The sequence below is a fragment of the Psychrobacter sp. 1044 genome, assembly GCF_904846525.1.
Classification (GTDB): domain Bacteria; phylum Pseudomonadota; class Gammaproteobacteria; order Pseudomonadales; family Moraxellaceae; genus Psychrobacter.
The window spans coordinates 1-22,096 of sequence record NZ_CAJHAZ010000024.1 but is presented as its reverse complement, the minus strand read 5'-3'; the positions used below and the strand labels follow the sequence as shown (position 1 = coordinate 22,096).

The 22,096-nt window shown below is 41.3% G+C and carries 15 protein-coding genes; 7 read left to right on the top strand and 8 right to left on the bottom strand.

All coding sequences use genetic code 11. The features are described from left to right. The first annotated feature begins 72 nt into the window (after nucleotides 1–72). Together JMX82_RS12890 and JMX82_RS12885 are read left to right on the top strand one after the other, a co-directional pair. Nucleotides 73–1,740, top strand: coding sequence for a glycerol-3-phosphate dehydrogenase/oxidase (locus JMX82_RS12890; RefSeq protein WP_201540835.1), 1,668 nt, complete (start codon nucleotides 73–75; stop codon nucleotides 1,738–1,740). A gap of 44 nt (nucleotides 1,741–1,784) precedes the next feature. Beyond that, entirely contained in the window at nucleotides 1,785–3,353 is a 1,569-nt protein-coding gene (locus JMX82_RS12885; RefSeq protein WP_201540834.1) for an FGGY-family carbohydrate kinase, read from the top strand. A 2-nt stretch (nucleotides 3,354–3,355) separates the two neighbouring features. Here JMX82_RS12885 and JMX82_RS12880 read toward each other — a convergent pair whose 3' ends face one another. After that, complete coding sequence (locus tag JMX82_RS12880) at nucleotides 3,356–4,522, bottom strand: MalY/PatB family protein (protein ID WP_201540833.1); 1,167 nt, start codon at nucleotides 4,520–4,522, stop codon at nucleotides 3,356–3,358. Nucleotides 4,523–4,767: 245 nt separating this feature from the next. Here JMX82_RS12880 and JMX82_RS12875 point away from each other — a divergent pair, with 245 nt between their 5' ends. Beyond that, a complete protein-coding gene (locus JMX82_RS12875; RefSeq protein ID WP_201540832.1) occupies nucleotides 4,768–5,601 on the top strand; it encodes a hypothetical protein in 834 nt (277 codons plus the stop codon). 413 nt (nucleotides 5,602–6,014) lie between these two features. Here JMX82_RS12875 and JMX82_RS12870 read toward each other — a convergent pair whose 3' ends face one another. Both JMX82_RS12870 and JMX82_RS12865 read right to left on the bottom strand, forming a co-directional pair. Further along, nucleotides 6,015–9,740: a hypothetical protein gene (locus JMX82_RS12870; protein WP_201540831.1), complete on the bottom strand. Its 3,726-nt coding sequence runs from the start codon at nucleotides 9,738–9,740 to the stop codon at nucleotides 6,015–6,017. A 44-nt stretch (nucleotides 9,741–9,784) separates the two neighbouring features. Beyond that, on the bottom strand, nucleotides 9,785–10,612 hold the full coding sequence (locus JMX82_RS12865; protein WP_201540830.1) for a crotonase/enoyl-CoA hydratase family protein: 828 nt from the start codon (nucleotides 10,610–10,612) through the stop codon (nucleotides 9,785–9,787). A gap of 217 nt (nucleotides 10,613–10,829) precedes the next feature. Between JMX82_RS12865 and JMX82_RS12860 the strand changes: the two genes are divergently transcribed. Together JMX82_RS12860 and rlmF are read left to right on the top strand one after the other, a co-directional pair. Continuing rightward, complete coding sequence (locus tag JMX82_RS12860; RefSeq protein WP_201540829.1) at nucleotides 10,830–11,567, top strand: LysE family translocator; 738 nt, start codon at nucleotides 10,830–10,832, stop codon at nucleotides 11,565–11,567. A 65-nt stretch (nucleotides 11,568–11,632) separates the two neighbouring features. After that, a complete protein-coding gene (rlmF, locus tag JMX82_RS12855) occupies nucleotides 11,633–12,670 on the top strand; it encodes a 23S rRNA (adenine(1618)-N(6))-methyltransferase RlmF (protein ID WP_201540828.1) in 1,038 nt (345 codons plus the stop codon). A 123-nt stretch (nucleotides 12,671–12,793) separates the two neighbouring features. Here rlmF and JMX82_RS12850 read toward each other — a convergent pair whose 3' ends face one another. The 5 genes from JMX82_RS12850 to dnaA all read right to left on the bottom strand — a co-directional run bounded on the left by JMX82_RS12850 (nucleotide 12,794) and on the right by dnaA (nucleotide 20,800). Then, nucleotides 12,794–13,375: a manganese efflux pump MntP family protein gene (locus tag JMX82_RS12850; RefSeq protein WP_201540827.1), complete on the bottom strand. Its 582-nt coding sequence runs from the start codon at nucleotides 13,373–13,375 to the stop codon at nucleotides 12,794–12,796. A gap of 153 nt (nucleotides 13,376–13,528) precedes the next feature. Beyond that, a complete protein-coding gene (gene gyrB / locus JMX82_RS12845; RefSeq protein WP_201540826.1) occupies nucleotides 13,529–16,144 on the bottom strand; it encodes a DNA topoisomerase (ATP-hydrolyzing) subunit B in 2,616 nt (871 codons plus the stop codon). A gap of 502 nt (nucleotides 16,145–16,646) precedes the next feature. Next, nucleotides 16,647–17,846 (bottom strand): DNA replication/repair protein RecF, encoded by a 1,200-nt coding sequence (gene recF, locus JMX82_RS12840; protein WP_201540825.1) that lies wholly within the window; start codon nucleotides 17,844–17,846, stop codon nucleotides 16,647–16,649. 171 nt (nucleotides 17,847–18,017) lie between these two features. After that, entirely contained in the window at nucleotides 18,018–19,193 is a 1,176-nt protein-coding gene (gene dnaN / locus JMX82_RS12835) for a DNA polymerase III subunit beta (RefSeq protein WP_201540824.1), read from the bottom strand. A 161-nt stretch (nucleotides 19,194–19,354) separates the two neighbouring features. Continuing rightward, nucleotides 19,355–20,800: a chromosomal replication initiator protein DnaA gene (gene dnaA, locus JMX82_RS12830; protein WP_201540823.1), complete on the bottom strand. Its 1,446-nt coding sequence runs from the start codon at nucleotides 20,798–20,800 to the stop codon at nucleotides 19,355–19,357. Between the two features lie 623 nt (nucleotides 20,801–21,423). On the opposite strand from dnaA, the gene rpmH reads away from it, so the two are divergent. Both rpmH and rnpA read left to right on the top strand, forming a co-directional pair. Further along, complete coding sequence (gene rpmH, locus JMX82_RS12825) at nucleotides 21,424–21,558, top strand: 50S ribosomal protein L34 (RefSeq protein ID WP_007394757.1); 135 nt, start codon at nucleotides 21,424–21,426, stop codon at nucleotides 21,556–21,558. A gap of 200 nt (nucleotides 21,559–21,758) precedes the next feature. Then, on the top strand, nucleotides 21,759–22,096 hold a 338-nt coding region (gene rnpA / locus JMX82_RS12820), incomplete at its 3' end, for a ribonuclease P protein component (protein ID WP_201540822.1).

Here is a 22,096-nt window from a genome sequence, read left to right as displayed (position 1 = left end):
CTTAGCGTCACTAGTTGGCTTAAACAGGTTAAGTCGCTGATTAATTTGAGTATCATTTGAGATGAGTCGTTTATGAACCAAGCCAATCAACATCAGCAACGCCAGCAAGCATTAGCGCCTTTATCTCGGCGCTCGTCTCAAGAGGAACCTTGGGATATGCTCATCATCGGTGGCGGCATTACTGGTGCTGGGATTGCTCGCGAGGCAGCAAGGCGCGGCTTAGCGGTGTTACTCATTGAGCAAAAAGACTTCGCTTGGGGCACCTCCAGCCGCTCTAGCAAAATGGTACATGGCGGGCTGCGCTACATTGCCTCAGGTGACTATAAAACCACCTTGCTGAGCGTCCGTGAGCGCGAGCGCATGCTCAGTGAAGCAAAAGGTCTCGTCAATGAGATGCATTACGTCATGCCGCATTATAAAGGCAAGTTTCCACCGCCATGGATATTCAATACCTTGCTACGTGTCTACGATGGGCTCGCGGGCAAGCGCTACTCTAAATACTTTAAAAAAGACGCTTTTTTACAGCTTAATCCGCACATCAAGCAAGAAAAATTTTTGGGCGCCAGTCAGTTTAGTGATGCAGTGACCGATGACTCACGCCTTGTGATGCGCGTACTTGATGAAGCCATCCATGATGGTGCGCAGGCGATTAACTACCTTAAAGCCGAATCATTGATTACTAATGAGCAAGGCTTGGTAGTGGGTGCAAGTCTAGTCGATACCGATGCGCAAAATAGCACCGCCACTTATGATGTTTATGCCAAAGTGGTGGTCAGCGCGACGGGCGCTTGGGCAGATACTTTACGGATGCAAGCGAGCGCTCAGACGAAGCAAAGCTTTCACAAGCAAATTCGTCCATCTCGTGGTAGTCATTTGGTGGTTAGTCAAGAGCGCCTACCGCTTAATCAAGCCTATACTTTTTTGCATCCTGTCGATAAAAGAGCCGTCTTTGTCTTCCCATGGGAAAATCGAACTGTCCTCGGAACAACCGATTTGGATCATCCACCATTAGACGATAACGAAGTCGGTATCACTAATGAAGAGGTGGATTACCTATTGGCGGCGACCAATAATCTCTTTGATAATGTAGATATTAGCCGCAAGGATGTCATCAGCTCATGGGCAGGCGTACGTCCACTGATTTCTGATAGCGGTAATGGTAAGCGCGTCGGCCCGAGTAAAGAAAAACGCGACCATAGCGTCTGGTTGGATAATAATTTGGTCACCGTCAGCGGTGGCAAGCTAACCACCTTTCGCTTAATTGCGCTTGATGTGCTGAAGGTTTGTCAAAAGGTGCTCAAACTTGATGAGTCGGCTACTCAAAATAATATCTCATATAGCAGCCAAGTCTTTAGTAATCAACCGCCAACCAATCCCAAGTTTTCAACCCTAACACCACTATTGCAACAACGCTTGCAAGGGTTTTACGGTCTACAGCTTGATGCCTTATTAGAGTTAGCACATGATGATGACTTGGCTTATGTGACTGACAGCAATACCATCTGGGCGGAGATTCGCTTTGCCGTCCATTATGAGCAAGTCATTCACTTGGACGATTTGTTACTGCGACGCACACGCCTGGGATTGATACTGCCACATGGCGCAATGACGCCATTGATTAGCGATAGGCTCAAACAAATATGCCAGCAGGAACTGGGCTGGAATGAGCAAAAATGGCAGCAAGAAGTTGAACGCTATACCCAATTATGGCAATGCTATTATCACTTGCCTGCGGCTTAAGCCTATCTTTATTACTGCTTATCACTACATAGTTAAGGATGACTATGACCAACCACTTTGATGCTCCTATTTATTTCTTAGCCATCGACAATGGCACCCAAAGCGTCAGAGCGCTTATCTTCGATCAATTTGGGACTGAAATCGCCAAAGCCCGCGTCATTATCGAACCGTATTTTTCAACGCAGCCAAATTTTGCGGAGCAGCATGCCGACTACTATTGGAAAAAATTAAGCGAAGCCTGTCAGCAATTGTGGCAAAGCTGCGATATTACGCCCGAGCAAATTGCCGGCGTCAGCCTCGCCACCCAGCGCTATACCATGATATGTTTGGATAAAGACAAACAGCCACTGCGTCCTGCCATAGTGTGGATGGATTTGCGTCGCGGCGAAACCAATGACATAGGCTTGCTCAATCCACTCACTAAAGTCATCGGTATGGGTGAGTTGGTACAAGAGGCACAGCAAAAAGCCCGCTGCAACTGGCTTGCACAAAATGAGCCTGAGATTTGGAAAAAGACTGCACACTATGTCAACCTCTCCGCATACCTCACCTACCAACTCACCGGCGAACTCGCCGATTCGACAGGCCATTCGGTTGGATATTTGCCTTATGACTTCAAGGCGCAAGCGTGGCTAAAACCTAAAGATTTGAAATGGCGCTTATTTAGCTGCCGACCTGAGCAAATGCCCAAAATCGTCCCTCCTGGTCAATCGCTAGGTCACATCAGCGCCAAAGCTGCCAAAGCCACAGGTATCTTACAAGACACCCCAATGATTGCCGCTGCTAGTGACAAAGCCTGCGAAGCACTAGGCGCAGCGGGTCTCGCAGTAGATACCGCCTGCTTAAGTTTTGGTACTACTGCGACGATTAATACCACTTCGAGCAATTATGTCGAGATACTTAAACATATGCCCGCCTACACCGCCGCCGCGCCAAATTACTACAATCATGAGTACATGATTTATCGCGGCTTTTGGATGGTCAGTTGGTTTAAAGAGCAATTTGCCCACTATGAAGAGCAGTTAGCAAAGACCCAAGGCATCGATACCGAAAAACTCCTCGATCAAGCGGTGAAAGACATTCCAGCAGGCTGTATGGGATTAATGATGCAGCCATACTGGTCACCCGGTGTTCGTCATCCGGGGCTTGAGGGTAAAGGCGCGCTCATTGGCTTTGGTGATGTACACACGCGAGCGCATGTCTACCGCGCTATCCTAGAAGGGCTTGCGTATGAGCTAAAACTTGGTTTTGATACCATTGAGAAGCGTACAGGCAAAGCTATTAAACACCTGCGTGTCTCAGGTGGCGGCTCTCAAAGTGACTCAGCGATGCAGCTGACGGCAGATATCTTTGACATACCCGCTTATCGACCGCATACTTATGAAGCTTCAGGCTTAGGCGCTGCTATCAATTGTGCAGTGGGGCTTGGCGTCTATCCCGACCATTTAACCGCCACTAAGGCCATGACCCATTTGGGCGATGAGTTCTTACCTATTGACGCCAATGTTCAGCTCTACAAACGCCTTTATAATGAGGTTTATCTCAAAATGTATGAGCGCTTAAAGCCTTTATATCAAAGCATTCAGGACATTACTGGTTATCCTGCTAAATGATATTACTGTTTAAAAGCATCGCTATTTAATGCCGTATGCATACGATTTAACCCTTCTATCAGCAGCGTTTTAGGACACGCCACATTAAGGCGCATTTTTAGATGCCCTTCATTACCGTACTTAATGCCTGCGCTAAGCTCAACTTTAGCGGCTCTAAGCCTGTCATAGAGCAGTTGATCGTCTTGCGCATATGCCGAGCAATCTAGCCAAATCAAATACGAAGCTTCTGGACGCATCACCTTAATTTTAGGTAAATGCTCTTCTAAAAACTGTAGCGTTAAGTCAATATTGGCTTCAATATAAGTCAGCGCCTGCGCCAACCACTCACCACCTTGCTCATAAGCACTGCGCATCGCCATATAAGCAAATAAGTTCAGCTCATGCTCGTCACTTAAACGCTGCTGCTGGTTAATCTTACTCAGTAATGCGCTGTCTTTAGCAAAGATCATCGAGCCTTTGATACCAGCAATATTAAAGGTTTTGGTCATCGAGGTTAGGCTGGCTACTTTGTGCTCATAGCCTGTTGCTAGGGTTAAAAAAGGCGTAAATGTATGCTCTTTCAAGGTTAAATCTTGATGAATCTCATCACTCACAATCGCCACATCGTGCTTTTTACAGATTAAAAGCAGCGCTTCAAGCTCATCCGCTGTCCATACACGTCCGCCCGGATTATGCGGATTGCAGAATAAATATAGCTTAACTTTATGCTTGATAATTTTAGCTTCTATATCAGCTAAATCCAGATGATACTTACCTTCAATCTCGTCTAATGCAGAGGTCACCAGCTTACGATTATTGTCCAAAACCTTGGTCATAAAGGGCGTATAAATCGGGTCATTGATGAGTACCGCATCCCCTGCCTCGGTAAACACCTTCATCATCATCACCAAACTTGGCACGACACCCGGAGAAAACAGGATATCCTGCTGCTCCAGCCACAAGTCATAACGACTGCCATGCCAGTCGATAATCGCTTGATACAACGGCTCGGTCGGCACGGTGTAACCCAATATACCATGCTGCGCTACTTGTTCAATCGACGCTAAAATAGGCTGGGCAGTCTTAAAGTCCATATCCGCGACCCATAGCGGAATCGTGTCATCGCTATAATGCCATTTAAACGACCCCGTATCACGTCTGTCTATTATTTCATCAAAGTTGTACAGCACCGATGCTCTCCTTTACGGTAGTTTTATATTATAACTGTTCATTCGTCGGCTTAAATGACCTTTGAAAATATAATGCTATCATTATTTGAATAATGGTTAAAAATTAGTGTTACATTAATGTTGCGGACTCTACATATGATCAAGTTATTTATGCCAGAGTATGCTCATATTGCAAGGATTATGATCTATCAGCTTTTACCCAAACCCCCTACTAAGCCAAGATGGCTTGTCTAAAAGGACTTAGCATGATGAAAATGGACTCCCTATCAAAATTAGCACTCAAAATCAGTTCCCTTACTCTCGCCATTGCCGCAACTTCTGCATGCACTGCTATGGCAACAGGTGCTGACTCCCAAGTTTCAAATACCCAAACCACTACGAACAGTACTGCCATTACTTTAGGCAATAGTGCTATGTCTAGCGGCACTAACGACACGGTTGCTATCGGTAATATGGCCAATGCAGGTCTGAACTCAGCAACCGCTGTCGGTGGTCAAGCCAATGCCGCAGGTTTAGGCTCAACCTCTATCGGTTGGCAATCAAAAGCCACTGCCGAACGCGCGCAAGCCTTTGGTCATCTAGCCAATGCTAGCGGTGTTCGCTCTACCGCAGTTGGTGAAGCAGCCATGGCTGGTGGTACTAACGATACGGTCGCTGTCGGCAATAAAGCCAATGCAGGTCTAAACTCCGCAACGGCTGTTGGCGGGGAAGCCAATGCCGCAGGTTTAGGCTCAACCTCTATCGGTTGGCAATCAAAAGCCACTGCCGAACGCGCGCAAGCCTTTGGTCATCTAGCCAATGCTAGTGGTGTTCGCTCTACCGCAGTTGGTGAAGCGGCAGCCGCACAAGGTGCAAACTCGGTAGCGTTAGGCAATAAATCTATGGCTGGCGGCATGAATAGCATCGCTATCGGTAACGAGGCAAAGGCAGCTAAAAACAACCAAGTCGTCTTAGGTAATGCTGGACAAGTACAGTCGAGTACCGCAGCACAATCAGGTACGGTCAGAATAGTCACTATTGATGACAACGGCACATTAGGCACTATGATGGTTGATTACTATAAAAAATCAGCTAAATAATAGTAGTCAATCAGTGCCAAGCTATTAACGCTGGTGCAGTTATCACCAGTTATACTCGATAAGATAATGAGACCTCGCCATGGCGGGGTTTTTTTGGTTGGTATGTTTGGTTTGCTTGGTAGTATTTTGAAGTGCTGCATTAGATTGCGTGGTTATCAGAGCTACTATGAAGTGGGAGCCAATCCTGCCCTCCGCTATTATCTGCTCATCTAGGCGTGGCGAGGCTACGGCTTGGGTCATCCCTGTTTGGTCACGATATGCTCCAAAACCTAGCCTTCGCAACACGCTTATTCAAGCAGGATAGCCTCAAGAAACTCTCATTTAAGAGAGTTTCACTTGCAAGCCTAAAATTGCAGTGCAATTTTTTTACGGCTCTCATGTCAGGGCTAAACCGTGTCACAAGGTGACTGGTTTTAATTTCCTAGAACATGGGATTGTAACCTCGTAGAAAGCACTTTTTTACCGATAGGGTTACTCTTAGGTCTTTTGGGCTTAGGGAATTTCCTTACTACTCTAGCTGTATTTAATTTATTTAAGATCGCTCTATTCTCTTCAGAGTCTTCAAATTCAACGTCTGTACCATGAGTAAGAGTTTGATAAGGCTCATCTAATAAGCTTAACACTCTCATAATTTCTGAGTCATTCATATTTTCAATTTGATTTAGAAGTAGCTTTTTAAGCTCATTTGAATCTGCATGCTCAATGAATTGCTCGTAAATAGTAATAGGTATTCTATCACTACCATATACCCCTAGAATTTTCTTGCGAATATGCTCACCAACGCTAATCAAATCAACGCCTATATTTTCAACTAGGAAGCGCTTACTATTATTGATAATATCTTCAGAAAAAAGTAAAGATACTATATCCTGTGGACGCAGTTGAATAAAGTCTAAATCATTCATTATAAATTCAATATTTTTAACTAAAAAAGTCAAGATAACTTCTTTTGATGCATGTTCTTTGACTTGTTCCCAGTTTTCAGGAGTTAAACTTAACTTTCCAAGAGATATTAGAGCCCGAATTTTCTCTTGACTAATATCCTCTAAGTTTGAATTGTTCCAGTTGTTATCAGTTACACCAATTAGTTTTTCGTATGCATCATCACTCAACTCACTACATACAAAAAGATGTTTATCGAACTCAGCTTTAGTAGCTTCCCAGTCTACAATTCCTAAAAAATCTAGTTCTGTGTAATTAACCATTTGTAAATAACTTCGTCCATTTTCCAAGAATTTGACAAGTGAACCATCTATCTCCCGATAAGCACCTTGATCACCCTGATCTTCATAAGACTCAGAAAAATACTTAAAAACATTTGACCATGAGTATGGGACTTTCAAGCTGCCGATAAGATATTGTTGAATTTGATAGTTTTCGACTGCACTTATATCTTTAATCTTAGTAGAAGTGATGTCAATAAATTTTTCTACTATTGAATTGCGACTATCCAACACATTTAAAGTTTTAATATAAACATTTTCATCTTCAGAATACGAGGTACTTTCATCTGCATCTACTAAAATAACTCTTATATATTCCAATAGATTTTCAGACCAAATATTTTCAGTTAGATAGTCAATACCAGAGTTAGCCATAAGGGTTATTGGTTTGACTTCTAGGTCAGCGACAGCTGTATCAGAGTCTTCTAAATTATTTACTAAAACTTGTTTTATCATATGCTTATTGATAGCTAAGTATCTGTTCTTACCCAACCAATTAAGTTCTTCAACTTGTTCTTCTGAAAAAACAGCATGCTTAAGTGTTGGTTGAACTATATCCGTAAACCCTTGAAAGTCATCAAAATTATTATCGAAGCAATCTGAAATAACACTAACATAATCTCTTAGAATATTTAGTTCACCTCTAATTTGTTCAGTTAAATACGGTAGTTCTTCATATGACTTTAAAGGTAGGTACTTAATAAACCTTTTCAGATTAAGTCTGGCTTCTTCCGTATTGTTGTAGATATTTATTTCATCGATAATATCCTCTCTAATACCTACTATCCTTGGTATCAATAAAGAGAGATTTTTATCTCTTTTGAGATAAATCTTAAGGAAATCTCTAGATAAATTTGATGCATCACAAATAACTTCTATATACTTTTCAAGATATATTGTTTTACTAGAGTTATTTAGCAGAAAGTCTAACATAGTGAAGTTTAGAGCACTGTGAGTTGATAACTTGTCCAGTCCCAAATAATTTTCAACTAACTCACCACATTTTTTCAATTCAAGCTCAAAATCTGGTTCATCAAAAGTACTAACTAAAAGAGCATAGTTTTTATCATTCAAACTAATAGATTCTTCAAAGAAATAAGAGATATAACTTTGATATGTTTCGTCTATATATCCATTAGTGATAAAAAACTTCAATAAAGGCTTGTCAATAATAATATCAGACTGATTCAGCAATTCTCTTAACATCATTCTTTTTGTATCTTGGATCTCATATCTCGTATTAGACTCTTCATTTAATAAATTTTCTAACTCACCATTTTTCTTATCTTCTATATTAGAAAGCCTATCTAGATAAGGTGTATCGGGGTTAACTTCATCTTCAATATCACTAAAATTGAAACTTACTGTAAAACTTGTATTAGTTACTTCCAAAGTAATCGTTTGATGTTGTGCCATTTCCTTAAGCACTTCAGTACTAACAATATTGCTTATACTATATCCTTTAGAATCAACGACAACATTTATTTTTGACTGCCGGCCGTAAGTCCCTTGTTGCATTACACTGTCCAACTTCCTTAAAACCATATAAGAGTAAACACTATTAAGCTCTTTAATTGAGTTTAACCCCTCATCTAAAATTTTATTTTTTTTAAGCTCTAAGTTAGAGATAAATTGGTATTTTTCTGTTGCCAAAATCTCAACTATTTTCAGCTTCTCTTTATGGAAAATTTCATATATTTCACCTGAGTTCGAGTTTAGTTTGGCAAACTCGTTTGGGTGATAGTTTTTATAAACAACCATTGCAAAGAGTTTATTCTTATCTATATCCAAAACTTTAAGTTGATCAAAGTAAACCTCATACTCATTTAAAATATTCTTTAAAAGCCTCATATCGCTAAAGTATAAACAAGTATTCAATAAAAATTTATTATCAAGCTCGTTTGCTATACTGCTATGTTCTTTTATGACTATGTCATATGCAGTCGTTGGATTAACTATAGGTATAACAGGAATGATGTAATCAAAGAACTTACTTCTTTCATTGTCCTCAAAAATATCATCACGAATTGCGTATATAAACACAACTCGATGCGGGCAAGACTTATTAATAATTGAGTTTAACTCTCTAAGTCTAATAAAAATTTCAGTATCATTGAACCTATCTAAATCTTCGATGATGACAACATTCTTTCCAGTAGTTTCAAAAAAATATAATATCTCATCTAAATGATCATTAAGAATAGATTTTTCTTGTTCGTTCTTGATATTAAATTCAGCGTTGTGGAGGTTGAACTTTATCTCTTTGAGACCAAAGCCATAGCTAAATATTTTATCTATCAGAAATAATGTACAAGCGATTAAAATAACTAAATTAAAATAATGATACCAGTTTGCGAACTCTATCAAATCTGTAATAAAACCTATAAGATCAAAAGCATAGAGATAACTCCATAATCCCAGAATAATTACACCTAATACTTCCCTATAATTCTCTTTAGAATTTTGTGTAATACGTTTAAATCTTGATAAAGGAATATCGCTTTGAGGTACAGCATAAAAAAACTGCTGTAATATACTTCTTTCAATTAGCTGAATTTTATCTGGCGTAAGACCTCTCACCTCTTTATCTATACTCTCTTCATCAGCTTGATTACCTTCGCTAACCTTCTCAACTTTAAATGTAGAAAGTGATACCTCCAAAAAATCCCACTCATTTTTATTCTCGTAAGTTCTTTTGAAAGTGTTTAAAATACTACTCTTACCTGAGCCATATATCCCCGTAAGAGCTATATTTAACACAAGCTCATGCCTTAATGCTGCAACTAATCTTTTCTCATAATTTTTGTAGCTTGCACTACTCTCAAGGTTATCTGAAGGAGAAAGTACCGTTATTTTAAAATTGCTACTATTACTTTGTTCAGTTTCTAGTCTTTGTGCTGATGAGCTTTGATTCATACTATCTCTTCTAATCTAAATTGTTATTTCTTAGCTTATAGTGCTTAACGTCCCACAAACTCAGCCTCACGTCTCTCAACCATCGCCATCGCACCCTCTTTTGCATCTTCTGAATGAAACAAATGTGGCAGATAACCATGAATATTAGCTAATGCCACTTTTGCGCCATTACGACTGGCATCTTGTGCTGATGATAATAATCCTTGCACGCCAAGCGGTGCAGCGTTGCAAATCTCTTGGGCGATGGTTAGCGCACGCTTATATTCCTCACCTTTTGCCACCACTTCGCTGACTAGATTCAGCCTGTCAGCCGCTTGCGCATCGAATGCTTTACCAGTGAGTAGATACGGCATGGCTTTTTGCCAGCCAGCTGCTGCTACGAAGCGTACAGTCGCGCCACCAAACGGCATAATGCCGCGCTGGACTTCCATTTGCGCAAAGTTGCAGTTATCACTAGCGACAACGACATCGCTATTTAACATCAGCTCAATACCAGCAGTGAAACACGTTCCTTGTATCGCCACGACCACAGGTTTGGTGCGTAGTTTTCCCCCGATACCCCACGGATCGATTTCGTCGGCAGTAAACTCAAACGCGCCTTTATCCCACTTATCCTGTAGCTCCATCAAATCAAGCCCTGCGGTAAAGTGCTCCCCATGGGCGAATATTAACGCACAGCGAAGATTGGCATCATTTTCATATTGAGTGAGTGCGTCAGAGAGTTGCTTAATCATATGGCTATCAAAGGCATTGCGCTTATCCGCGCGATTTAATCCAATCAGGCAGATATAATCTTGGATGTCATAAGTAATGCGATTGTCATTGCCAGTGTTATTTCCAGCATCATTGCTATTGTGGCTTTCCGTAGTCATGGTCTTATCCTTTTTAAAGCATTCGTTTATAGAGTACAAATTACACTAAATTGATATTACTACAGCTAATAAACCTTCCTTTCAATATAGACATACGTTCGGTGCAACGCAAGCATCGTTTTAGCATGAGCCTCAATAGCTGGTGTCAATATCAGTTGACCTCATTTACGCTAATGTGCAACTATTATCCAACTCAAGACATGACTCAGAGCATTTTATGGAATTTTGGCACGGTTTTTTGCTTATCACCAGCGTCCATCTACTCGCTGCCGCCTCTCCGGGTCCTGATTTTGTATTGGTCTCACAGCAAACCTTGGCAAAAGGTAGACGCACGGGTTTGATTTGTAGTCTTGGTATTACCTTAGGTCTTGCCGTACACATTATCTATTCGGTGCTAGGACTGGCAACGCTCATCGCCCATTCGCAGCCACTACTCACTGCTATTAAATGGTTGGGCGGCAGTTATCTTATTTATCTAGGATGGCAAGGTATTCAAGCCAAACCGAAAAAAACATCAGAATTAGTAAATCCAGTAGAGCTAATAGATTCAGGTGTTCACGTTTCACAAGATATGCTTATTAAGCAAACGACTTCTACCAATCATACCGAGCTTTCTGATAAAGCCATTTCTAATAAAAAACCGCCTACTGATACAGACTCAACCGCTTCCATTCTGCGCCGTGGCTTTTTTTGTAATGTGTTTAATCCCAAAGCGCCCGTCTATTTCGTCGCGATATTTACCCTCGTTTTATCACCCGATATACCGCTGTGGCAATTGGCTATTTATGGCGTATGGATGATGGTCTTGCAGATGGCATGGTTTAGTACCGTGGTGATGTTACTGTCTATTCCTGCCATTCATCGTCGCTTTCAGCGTTTTGAACATTGGATCGACCGTGTATTGGGTACAGCGATGATAATATTGGGATTAAATCTGATTTTACGTAGCCGATAAGACGCTAGTGACTCGTGAAATCTGCTAAAATGGTGCATTATATTCAAACATCAAAGCCCGATACTATGACCAGTAAGCCTATGAACCGTCGCCCGACCGCCAACAATCACCGAAACAGATCGCCTGAAACTGCCAAAAAACTAGGGCAGCTACATCCGCGCAATCCGCACCAAGGTCGTTATGACTTTGAAGTATTGACTCGCGCTTTGCCTGAGCTTGCTAAGCACACCATCACCAATCCTAAAGGTGAGTCGACGATTAACTTCTCGGACAGTGCTGCCGTGCGCGTACTGAATCAAGCGCTACTGGCTCATTATTATGGTGTGAAATTTTGGGATATTCCGGAAGGCTATTTATGTCCACCGATTCCAGGACGTGCCGATTATATTCACTATATTGCCGATTTACTCGCACAAACCACGCATGTGAATAAAGACAATACCCCACCGACTGGTAAAGAAATCCACGCCCTTGATATTGGCACCGGTGCCAGCGCGATTTATCCTATTGTTGGCAGCCAAAGCTATGGCTGGCGCTTTACGGCTTCAGATATTGATCCTATTTCAGTCAATACCGCCGCGCTAATTTGTGAGACCAATCCAAAGCTCAAGAGTGCCGTTAAAGTAAAACTACAGACCGAACCTAAATTTATTTTTAAAAATATTATCGGTCGCCAAGATTACTTTGATGTGGTGGTTTGTAATCCGCCGTTCCATGCCTCATTAGAAGAAGCGATGGAAGCCAATAGTCGTAAGCAGCATAATTTGCAACGACATCGCGGTAAGAATGAGAACGCACAAATTAGCCGTAGCTCAACCAAGTCTGGCAATGCCGCGCAAAACCTAAACTTTGGTGGTCAGCATAAAGAGCTATGGTCTGAGGGCGGTGAGATTGCCTTTTTAACCAAAATGGCAAAAGAGAGTCAAGATTTCGCTGAGCATGTTGGCTGGTTCACAAGTTTAGTCTCAAAGTCAGAAAACGTAAAACCTCTGCAATTGCTGTTAAAACAACTTGGTGTTGCTCAAATGCGCATCATTGAGATGAGCCAAGGTCAAAAGAGTACGCGTATACTTGCATGGCGTTTTGATACTGACGAAGAATAGAGAGTAGTTAATATACAATAGTTATTGTTTCACGTGAAACAAAGCCTTTATTAAAAAAGCACCCCTTTGATCATCAAAGGGGTGCTTTTTATTGTAGAGAATCAAGCCAAATAATGATGCTTATTAACGGATAAACATCACCTTTATACCAATAGCTATCAATACTAATCCACCAAGCATCTCAGCTTTATCCTCAAGCCACGTACCTGAACGCTTAGCTAAATAGATACCGAAAAAGCCAAATCCAGCGGTGACAATAGCGATAATCAAGCACGCTAGCCATGCATTAAGTGCCAGTAAGTTTAAAGTAAAGCCTGCTGCCATTGCATCAATACTGGTGGCAATAGCCAATGTAAACATCATACGATGATTGATTTTTTCTTGTATGTTCCCATCGAAACCGTCTGCTAATACCGCTTCAACCTCACCATTAAACACTTCATATAACATCTTAGCGCCAAGCAGAATAAGAATCCCACCACCAATCCACGGTGCAGCAGTCGCTAACCAGCCTAATAATACTGCACCTAATAGATAACCTATCAGTGGCATCACACCCTGTGCAATACCAAAATACAGCGCTGCATAAATGGCTAAACGAAGCACATAAGCAGATGATTGCTTTTGCGATTTAGCCCCTAGCCCAATTGATACCGCAAATGCATCCATCGCCAAGGCTATCGCAAGTAAAAAAACTTCGATCATTTCTATACCCATTATCTAAAGCAATTCGTAAACTAAGTTTCACGTGAAACAATGCTAACATCAAAAAACCACCGCTTTGATTGCCAAAGCGGTGGTTTTTTAATTAATTAACAATGATTTCGCAACTTTTTATGTCCAACTTAGAGGCCCAACTTAGATGTCTAAATTAGACACCGTCAATGCATTCTCTTCAATGAAAATACGACGCGGTTCAACATGATCACCCATCAAGCAAGTAAACATATGATCCGCCGCAATCGCATCTTCAATCGTCACGCGTAGCATACGACGGTTTTCAGGATCCATCGTGGTATCCCAGAGCTGATCTGCGTTCATTTCACCCAGCCCTTTATAGCGCTGAATTGCTAGACCACGACGCGCATCAAGCATCATCTGCTGCCAGAGATAATCAAAATCGCGTACAGGAATGTCTTTAGTGGTTCCCGCACTTGCTTCACGACGGATAAAAGCATCCTCTGCAAGCAAGGTATTCCATTCAGCAGACAAACGCAGCAACTTGCTGTACTCGCCGGAATTGATAAAGCTAGCATCTAGCAGATAATGATGAGCTAACTGGTGCACATACACCGTAATACGCGGTAGCCACTGTGCTTTTGCTACTGGAGCTTCAGCGTCAACATTTTCCGCGCCTTCAACTTCAATGACAGGCTTCATACCCAATAAATCAGCAGCAGCAGCATCCATATTTTTAGGCTGCGGCGCATGGATATTGACCAGTTTAATCTCCGGACTCAAATCACTACCGAAGTGCTCAAGCTGGGCTTGCATTGCCTCTTTCCAAGCTTGCATCGCAGGCAAATCATAAGTCATATCAGTGCTAAGCTTCGGCGTATGCGTCAACGCATCCAATAACACCGCTGGGAAACGAATCTGCAAACGTGCCTTTATCAGCTGCGTTTGGTTATAATCATTCAGTAGTGTCTCAAGCGCTTGACCAGTAATCGCAGGCGCATCCGCACTGATATGCAACTTAGTATTGTCAATCGTTGATGATAATAAATACGCTTTGAGTGCTTCGTCGTCTTTTAGGTATAACTCTTGACGACCTTTTTTCACTTTATAAAGCGGTGGTTGGGCGATATAAATATAACCACGTTCAATCAGCTCAGGCGTTTGACGGAAAAAGAAGGTTAATAGAAGGGTGCGAATATGGGATCCATCAACGTCCGCATCGGTCATGATGATGATTTTATGATAACGTACTTTATCCGGATTATATTCGTCTGGACCAATGCCGCAACCAAGCGCAGTAATCAAGTTACCGACTTCAGCAGAAGACAGCATTTTGTCAAAACGTGCGCGCTCTACGTTTAGGATTTTACCTTTCAATGGCAAGATCGCTTGGGTTTTACGGCTACGCCCCTGCTTCGCTGAACCACCTGCAGAATCACCCTCCACAATGTACAGTTCTGACAATGCCGGATCTTTTTCTTGGCAATCTGCCAACTTACCGGGTAAACCAGCGATATCTAACGTGGTCTTGCGACGCGTCATTTCACGGGCTTTACGAGCGGCATCACGAGCACGAGCGGCATCAATGATTTTGCCAGCAATAGCCTTACCAGCGCTTGGATTCTCTTGCAGATAATCATTAAACTTATCATGCATTGCTGATTCGACAGCAGATTTCACTTCACTTGATACCAGTTTATCTTTGGTTTGACTCGAAAACTTAGGATCTGGAACTTTAACGGATACGATAGCGGTTAGACCTTCACGCGCATCATCACCAGTAGCAACGACCTTCTCTTTTTTAAAGAGATTCTCGCGATCCATATAGGTATTCAAACAACGCGTCAACGCTGAACGAAAGCCAGATAAATGCGTACCACCATCTCTTTGGGGAATATTGTTGGTGAAACAAAATACTTTTTCATTATAAGTATCTGTCCATTGTAATGCCACTTCGACGCTGATACCGTCATCTTGCTCACTCACAAAATGAAAAACTTCATTGATGCCGTCTTTACCAGCATTGATATAGCTGACAAACTCTGACAAGCCGCCTTTGTGCTCAAACTCATGACGCTTATCAATACGCTCATCCGTTAAAACAATGCGTACGCCCGAGTTCAAAAATGATAGCTCACGCAAACGCTTCGCTAAGATATCGTACTCAAAGATGGTGCCAGTAAACACATCGCTACTTGGATAAAAGCGAATTTGCGTACCAGTTTTGTCGGTTGGCTCCATTTGCTGAATGTCCGCATCAGGCACCCCATCAGTATAGGTTTGATGGTAGTGATAACCTTCACGCCAGATGTTCATTTCAAGCTTTTTCGATAGGGCATTAACGACCGAGACACCAACACCATGTAAGCCGCCTGATACTTTATAGCTGTTATCATCGAACTTACCGCCTGCATGCAAGACAGTCATAATGACCTGCGCCGCAGATACACCCTCTTCTGGATGGATATCGACAGGCACGCCGCGACCATTATCCATGACGCTCACAGATTCGTCTTCGTGGATAATGATATCGATTTGATCACAATGACCCGCGAGTGCCTCATCGATAGAGTTATCCACCACCTCAAAGACCATATGATGTAAGCCTGTACCATCATCCGTATCACCGATGTACATACCAGGGCGTACGCGTACCGCTTCTAACCCGCGCAATACACGAATATCTTTGGAGCTATAATCAGAAGGTAAACTTTCAGGAACCACCGCTGGTGCCGTAGTTTCAGCAATGCTGTCTGACGTCAGTTGCTCGTGGTCGGTAGGTAATGAATCACTCATGTGCATTCCTTAATCTAGCCATAATCAGCCGTTTGTTATTAGCGCACCACTACGATGACGCCTCATAACGTTATTTTAGACTTAATTTTTATAGTCAAAACCTTTGATAAGCATTACCAGCTAAAACACGATTAGCTAAAAATTCTTGAGTGTTGATAGCGACTTAAAAAGAGTTTCAAGTCCGCGCTTTTTTTCTCTAACATCGGCTTCTTTTTTTAAACATTATAAAAACCAAGAGAGCAAATAAAACATTTATTTATCAAATACTTAGAAATTTACAGGCATTGGAAAATACCTATATAACGTCATCAAACAACTTGCTGAGAACAGGACAAAAATAAAGCCCCATTTTAGCATTTTTTTGCCTCTAAGTCACTGTTTACTGAGCGTTTTATGCCTATAAAACCAGCTCGAAAAAATAGCCTATATCATTACGAAACGACAGGTAGATAAGTATCGATATGAAAGCCCGTGGAGAAAGGAAATAATATAAAGGAAATAATTAAGGACTAAAGATTTGACCTTGTTTCACATGAAACGTACTGGGATTTGACCAATATTGATGCACCAAAGGCAAAATATCGTCGGTCAAACTGGTCATAAATACCTGACATGGCAGCTGCGCTAACGTCGACAATAGAATATCTATCGCCCTATAATCAAGCTCTGCAGTAATATCATCTAGCAATACCACTGGTGTCACCTGAGCACTATCATTTGATAGGTCATTAGTTTTTTGGGTATTTAGCAGTAATGGCAGTTGCGATAAACGCAGTGCTGTGATTAATAGCTTTTTTTCACCACGCGACAACACATTGGCTGCCTGCTCTTTTATAACAGGTACTTTGAGGTTAGTGTCCGCTTCATGCATTGTATCTGAGAGTTCGTTATTCGACGCTGCCGAGTCATTAGAACGCCAATGCACATGAACATCAGCACGGTGATTACCGATACGAGTATATCCCAGTTGCAAATCCTGTTCTAAGCGCTCGTTAAGCTGTATATCCAGCGCAACAGTAGTATCGTAACCAGCATTATAGCTAAGGCTCAATTGCTCCGCATAAGCGGGTAATAACTGCACGATACTTTCAGCAAAATAAGGCTGCCATTCTGCGAATATGCGTTCGCGATAATGATGAATCAGTGCCGCATGATTACTAAGTCCTTTGTCCCACGATTTTAGTTCAGTGAGCTGCACTTGGGTCAAATGACGTGTCTTTTTTAGCAAACTATTGCGCTGTTTTAATAGACGCTGATAGGCGAGCCATTGCGGGTGGAAACCTTGTTTCATGTGAAACACTAGCCAATCTAGCAGCTGGCGACGACTAGCACTACCCTGCTCTAACATATCCATCGTCGATGGATCTATCAGTAGCGTTGGTAGCTGCTCAGTTAAGATGCTTTGGTTATAGACAGTGGTTTGATTCAGACGTAGAATTGTGGTCGCGTCAGCTTGTTTTTGGATAGCTAAGGTACTACTATCATTGAGTCTAGCGTATACAGTCGCTGTATTTTGATGGTGCTGAATATAGCGTTTTGGCTGGTGATGACGAAAGCTTTTTCCTCTTGATAGCAGAAATATGGCTTCAAGTAATGAGGTTTTACCGCTGCCATTGTCACCGATAATGACGTTGCAAGCTGTCGCGTGTATATTGACTTGCGTCAGGTTGCGTAGATTGGATATTTGTAGACGTTCAATCATAATACCGACAGCCGCCTATTGACGCTACCTATAAAAAATAGGCAAAAGTTTAATAAATATTGAATTTAAAATACTGGATTTTAATCAAAGACACTGAGCTTACCTTAATTTTTTAGTGCAAACTGAGTGTCTTTAGTCCCTGCTATTAAGCCTATTGAAAACATACAGAAACTATATACGCATTGGCATAATGACATATTGATGGAACTCATCATTCAGCTGATTGACTAGCACCGACGCGTTTGATTGACTCATGTGCATTTGCAAGTCACCTTGAATCACACCAAGCACATCTTGTAAATAAGCCGCATTAAAAGACAGCTCCATCGGCTCACCTTGATACTTCGCCTGTATCATCTCCACCGCTTCATCTTGCTCTGCATTATTAGCACGCACCTCTACCATGCCATCGCTGGCAAAATTAAACACCACACCGCGAGATTTTTCATTACTCAAAATCGCGACACGGCGCAGTACGTCCGTCATTTTTTCTTGATTGAATAAAGCCAATTTATCCGTATTACTTGGCATAACTCGGCGATAATCAGGGAATTTTCCATCAATCAGACGCGCAGTGAAAGTAACCATCAGGTTCTGATTGACCTGCCCTGCACTATCAACGTCACCAAAGGGTAAGCTCACTTGCAAAAACTCACGACCAAAGCTCAAGGTGACCTGATTGTCTTGCTCACCAAGCATTTTTCCTAGCTCAGAGGCCAAGCGCTCAAGCTCAATGACAGCTTTACGGGGCAAAATAGCCTGCATGCTTAAATCAGCACTGACATCGATAACACTGCGCGCCAAAGCCAATCGATGCCCATCGGTTGCAACCGTCGTCAGTTGCTGTTGCGACACGTCAAACAACATACCAGTGAGATAATAGCGAACATCTTGAATCGCCATTGCAAACTGCGTTTTATGAATCAAATCGATAAGACGATTGCGACTGATGGTCAATGGCGTGATATTTTCGGGATTACCTAAACTCGGATAATCTTCGCTAGGTAATGTGCCTAAGGTAAAGCGACTCTTGCCACTGGTTAATAAGCAGCGTTCATTTGCTTGAGTGGCCAAATTAATTTGAGCTTGTGCAGGCAATGATTTACAGATGTCTTTTAATTTTGTTGCAGGTAAAGTCGTGGTACCAGCTTCAACGCAAGCACCAGCAGGCAATTTTAAAGTCGATGTCAGCTCTACTTCTAAATCAGAAGCCGTCAAAATAAGCGTTGATTCGGATAGCTGTAGCTTGATATTGCCCAAAATAACCATATTGTGCCGTTTATCAGCAGCCTTGGCGATCAAATTAATGGCTTTTAGTAACGACTCTCGATTAATCGATAATTGCATGCTTGGTTACTCTTATTTAAATGATTTTTATTATAAAACTTAACAATAATGGCTTAATCATACCCTGTCTATTGACTATAATCCATTCGCTGTCTGTCTACTCGTATTTTTAATATTATAAACCATATCAATCCACTAAAACATAGTGATACCGCGACCTGCTAACCCGCTTGCAGCATCAATGCCAGTGTTTTGTAATCCTTATCAAAAGCAGGATCTGCTGCTCGTAGCTCATTAACTTTATCGCAAGCATGCATCACCGTTGTATGATCGCGACCGCCGAATGATTGACCAATCTCAGGAAAGCTATCACCAGTCAACTCACGCGATAATGCCATCGCTATTTGACGCGGTCTAGCAATACTGCGCGTGCGTTTACGACCCATCATCTCTTTAATAGTCACATCATAGTACTCAGCAACCACTTTGCGAATATTATCCATATTCACAGCTTGCACACGCATCGCGACGATGTCTTTTAGCGCATATTGCACCATTTCAAGAGTAATCTGTGCACCCGTCAAGTTAGCATTAGCAAAAACTTGATTTAGAGCACCTTCTAAACGCCTAACATTTGAAACCACGTTTTGAGCGATGAATAATGCGCATTCTTTAGGCAGTGTCATACCATATGAAGCTGCTTTTTTTTGCAAAATTTGCACACGAGTATCAATCTCAGGCGGATCAACTGCTACAGTGAGACCCCAAGAAAATCTCGATCTAAAACGTTCATCGAATTCGGTCATTTGCGAAGGATGACGATCTGAAGCCAAAATCAGTTGTTTATCACCACTGGTAAAATCTGCAAATAATGTCAAAAACTCATTACTACTTTTGGTTTTTCCTGCTAATACATGAATATCATCTACAATCAATAAATCCACTTTTTTAATTTTCTTTTTAAAATCTTCTATTTTATTATTTCTTAACGAATAAACTAATTGATTAATAAATTTTTCAGAAGTGAAATAATAAAAACTTTGATTATTTTTTAAATAGCGATGTGCTACAGAATGCATTAAATGTGTTTTTCCCAAACCAGAAGGTCCGTATATAAATAAAGGATTGTGTCGATTTTTTGATTGGCGCTTACCAAGCTCATAACAGGCTTTATAAGCCAGATTGTTAGATTTGCCAGTGACAAAAGTTTCAAAAGTAAAGTCAGGGTTTAGATAACTTAACGACTTAGCATCAGCAGAATCAACCAATTCTGCATGACGCATATTGGCATCAATATCTGCTTTTGCATTGTTATGATGAATGGTTTCAAACTTATGGTCTGCAGGGGTAGGGGAGGGTTTATCTTCATCAAACAAAGACCCTGATTGCAATTGACGATTGTCTTCATTATCGCGGCCAGCGTTATCAACACGCACAAACACCTCTTCGATACTTCCTTGACTGTGCTTAGCAACCAGCTGCTGTATCTCTTGCAAGTGGTTTTTTTTGATGTAAGTCACAAAATAATCATTAGGAGCAAGTATAGTCAGCGTTTGCGCCTCTTGATGAGCTGACAATGGTCTCAACCACATAGTAAATACGTTGTCTTTGACGTTATATCGTAGGTCATTTAGACATTTATCCCAAATATTTGCTGTGTCTATCATGAAAAATACTAACCCTATAATTTGAAATAATATTTGTGTTTTAGCAGTGTGATCTGTTGCGTAGCCCTTCATATTTTCCGCAATTATTTCCGTTGGAAACCATATTGGAAGTTACGTTGATAAACTATACGAAGCCACATATTAAGTAGGGGCTAATCTAACACAAATACCCTGTGGATAAAACCTTGTTTTTTGGGGATAAGGCTGTGGATACTTTTGTTCATAACTTTGAAAGGTGAGTTATCCATATTTAACCCACAGGTTATCCACAGGTTTACCCATAGTACAATATATTGATAATAAAAAGGAAAACTTACTTAGCCACAGATAATCGAGCTCCCAATAACAACAATACTTATATATATTAATAGTTAATTATTATAGATTTCGACACAAACTGTGGATAACTTTTGGGAATCCATCACTGAATTAATTAACTGAGTCGTTATTTTTGAGTTATGAATATGAACTTTACACACGATGAATCATTTAAAATGATATTTCCTCTGTCAAAATATCTGTCTGCATCGACATAGATTAAATTAGTTCATTGACCAAGATTCTATGCGGTGGTATAATCCTCCGTTATTACGAATTTAGTCCATTATTTTGATAGGTGAGTTATGAAACGTACATTCCAACCAAGCGTGATCAAGCGTAAACGTACTCACGGTTTCCGTGCTCGTATGGCAACTAAAAAAGGCCGTCAGGTCTTAGCTCGTCGCCGCGCTAAAGGACGTCATCGTCTTACTGTATAATCAGTAGATTGCGATAAGCATGGCTTATAGTGCTTGTTGTGTTTCTATTATTTATAGATTGCGATAGTCAATCACCACAACTGACACTTAGCCATATATTAAAAGCGCCCACATCGGCGCTTTTTTTGTCTCTGTACTTTGTTGTTATTTCTGCGCTATTATTTCCGCTACCGTTATTCGCTCTTATACTAGGTTGTGCTATGTCCAATACTGTTTCAGCGGCAGCTAATGCCCGCTTCACCAAAGAGCAGCGTTTGCTCACGCCTGCAGCCTTCCGTGAGGTTTTTGATGCACCTGAGCGTAAGCTTCATCAGAGCCATCTAATGGCATTTGTGCGTACTAATGATCATGATAAGCCACGAGTCGGCATGGCTATTACCAAGCGTAAAGTTCCTACGGCTGTCGCGCGAAATTTAATCAAGCGTCAAATACGTGAGCATTTTCGTGTAAAGGCTCATTCTTTAGAAAACAAAGATATTGTTTTTATTGTTAAAAAATCTATAAAAGATATAGATAAAAAAAAAAAAAAAAATCAAAT

Coding starts and splice junctions, on each gene's coding strand:
- JMX82_RS12890 (WP_201540835.1), top strand. CDS start 73: ATGAACCAAGCCAATCAACATCAGCAACGCCAGCAAGCATTAGCGCCT.
- JMX82_RS12885 (WP_201540834.1), top strand. CDS start 1,785: ATGACCAACCACTTTGATGCTCCTATTTATTTCTTAGCCATCGACAAT.
- JMX82_RS12875 (WP_201540832.1), top strand. CDS start 4,768: ATGATGAAAATGGACTCCCTATCAAAATTAGCACTCAAAATCAGTTCC.
- JMX82_RS12870 (WP_201540831.1), bottom strand. CDS start 9,740: ATGAATCAAAGCTCATCAGCACAAAGACTAGAAACTGAACAAAGTAAT.
- JMX82_RS12865 (WP_201540830.1), bottom strand. CDS start 10,612: ATGACTACGGAAAGCCACAATAGCAATGATGCTGGAAATAACACTGGC.
- JMX82_RS12860 (WP_201540829.1), top strand. CDS start 10,830: ATGGAATTTTGGCACGGTTTTTTGCTTATCACCAGCGTCCATCTACTC.
- rlmF (WP_201540828.1), top strand. CDS start 11,633: ATGACCAGTAAGCCTATGAACCGTCGCCCGACCGCCAACAATCACCGA.
- JMX82_RS12850 (WP_201540827.1), bottom strand. CDS start 13,375: ATGATCGAAGTTTTTTTACTTGCGATAGCCTTGGCGATGGATGCATTT.
- gyrB (WP_201540826.1), bottom strand. CDS start 16,144: ATGAGTGATTCATTACCTACCGACCACGAGCAACTGACGTCAGACAGC.
- recF (WP_201540825.1), bottom strand. CDS start 17,846: ATGATTGAACGTCTACAAATATCCAATCTACGCAACCTGACGCAAGTC.
- dnaN (WP_201540824.1), bottom strand. CDS start 19,193: ATGCAATTATCGATTAATCGAGAGTCGTTACTAAAAGCCATTAATTTG.
- dnaA (WP_201540823.1), bottom strand. CDS start 20,800: ATGATAGACACAGCAAATATTTGGGATAAATGTCTAAATGACCTACGA.
- rpmH (WP_007394757.1), top strand. CDS start 21,424: ATGAAACGTACATTCCAACCAAGCGTGATCAAGCGTAAACGTACTCAC.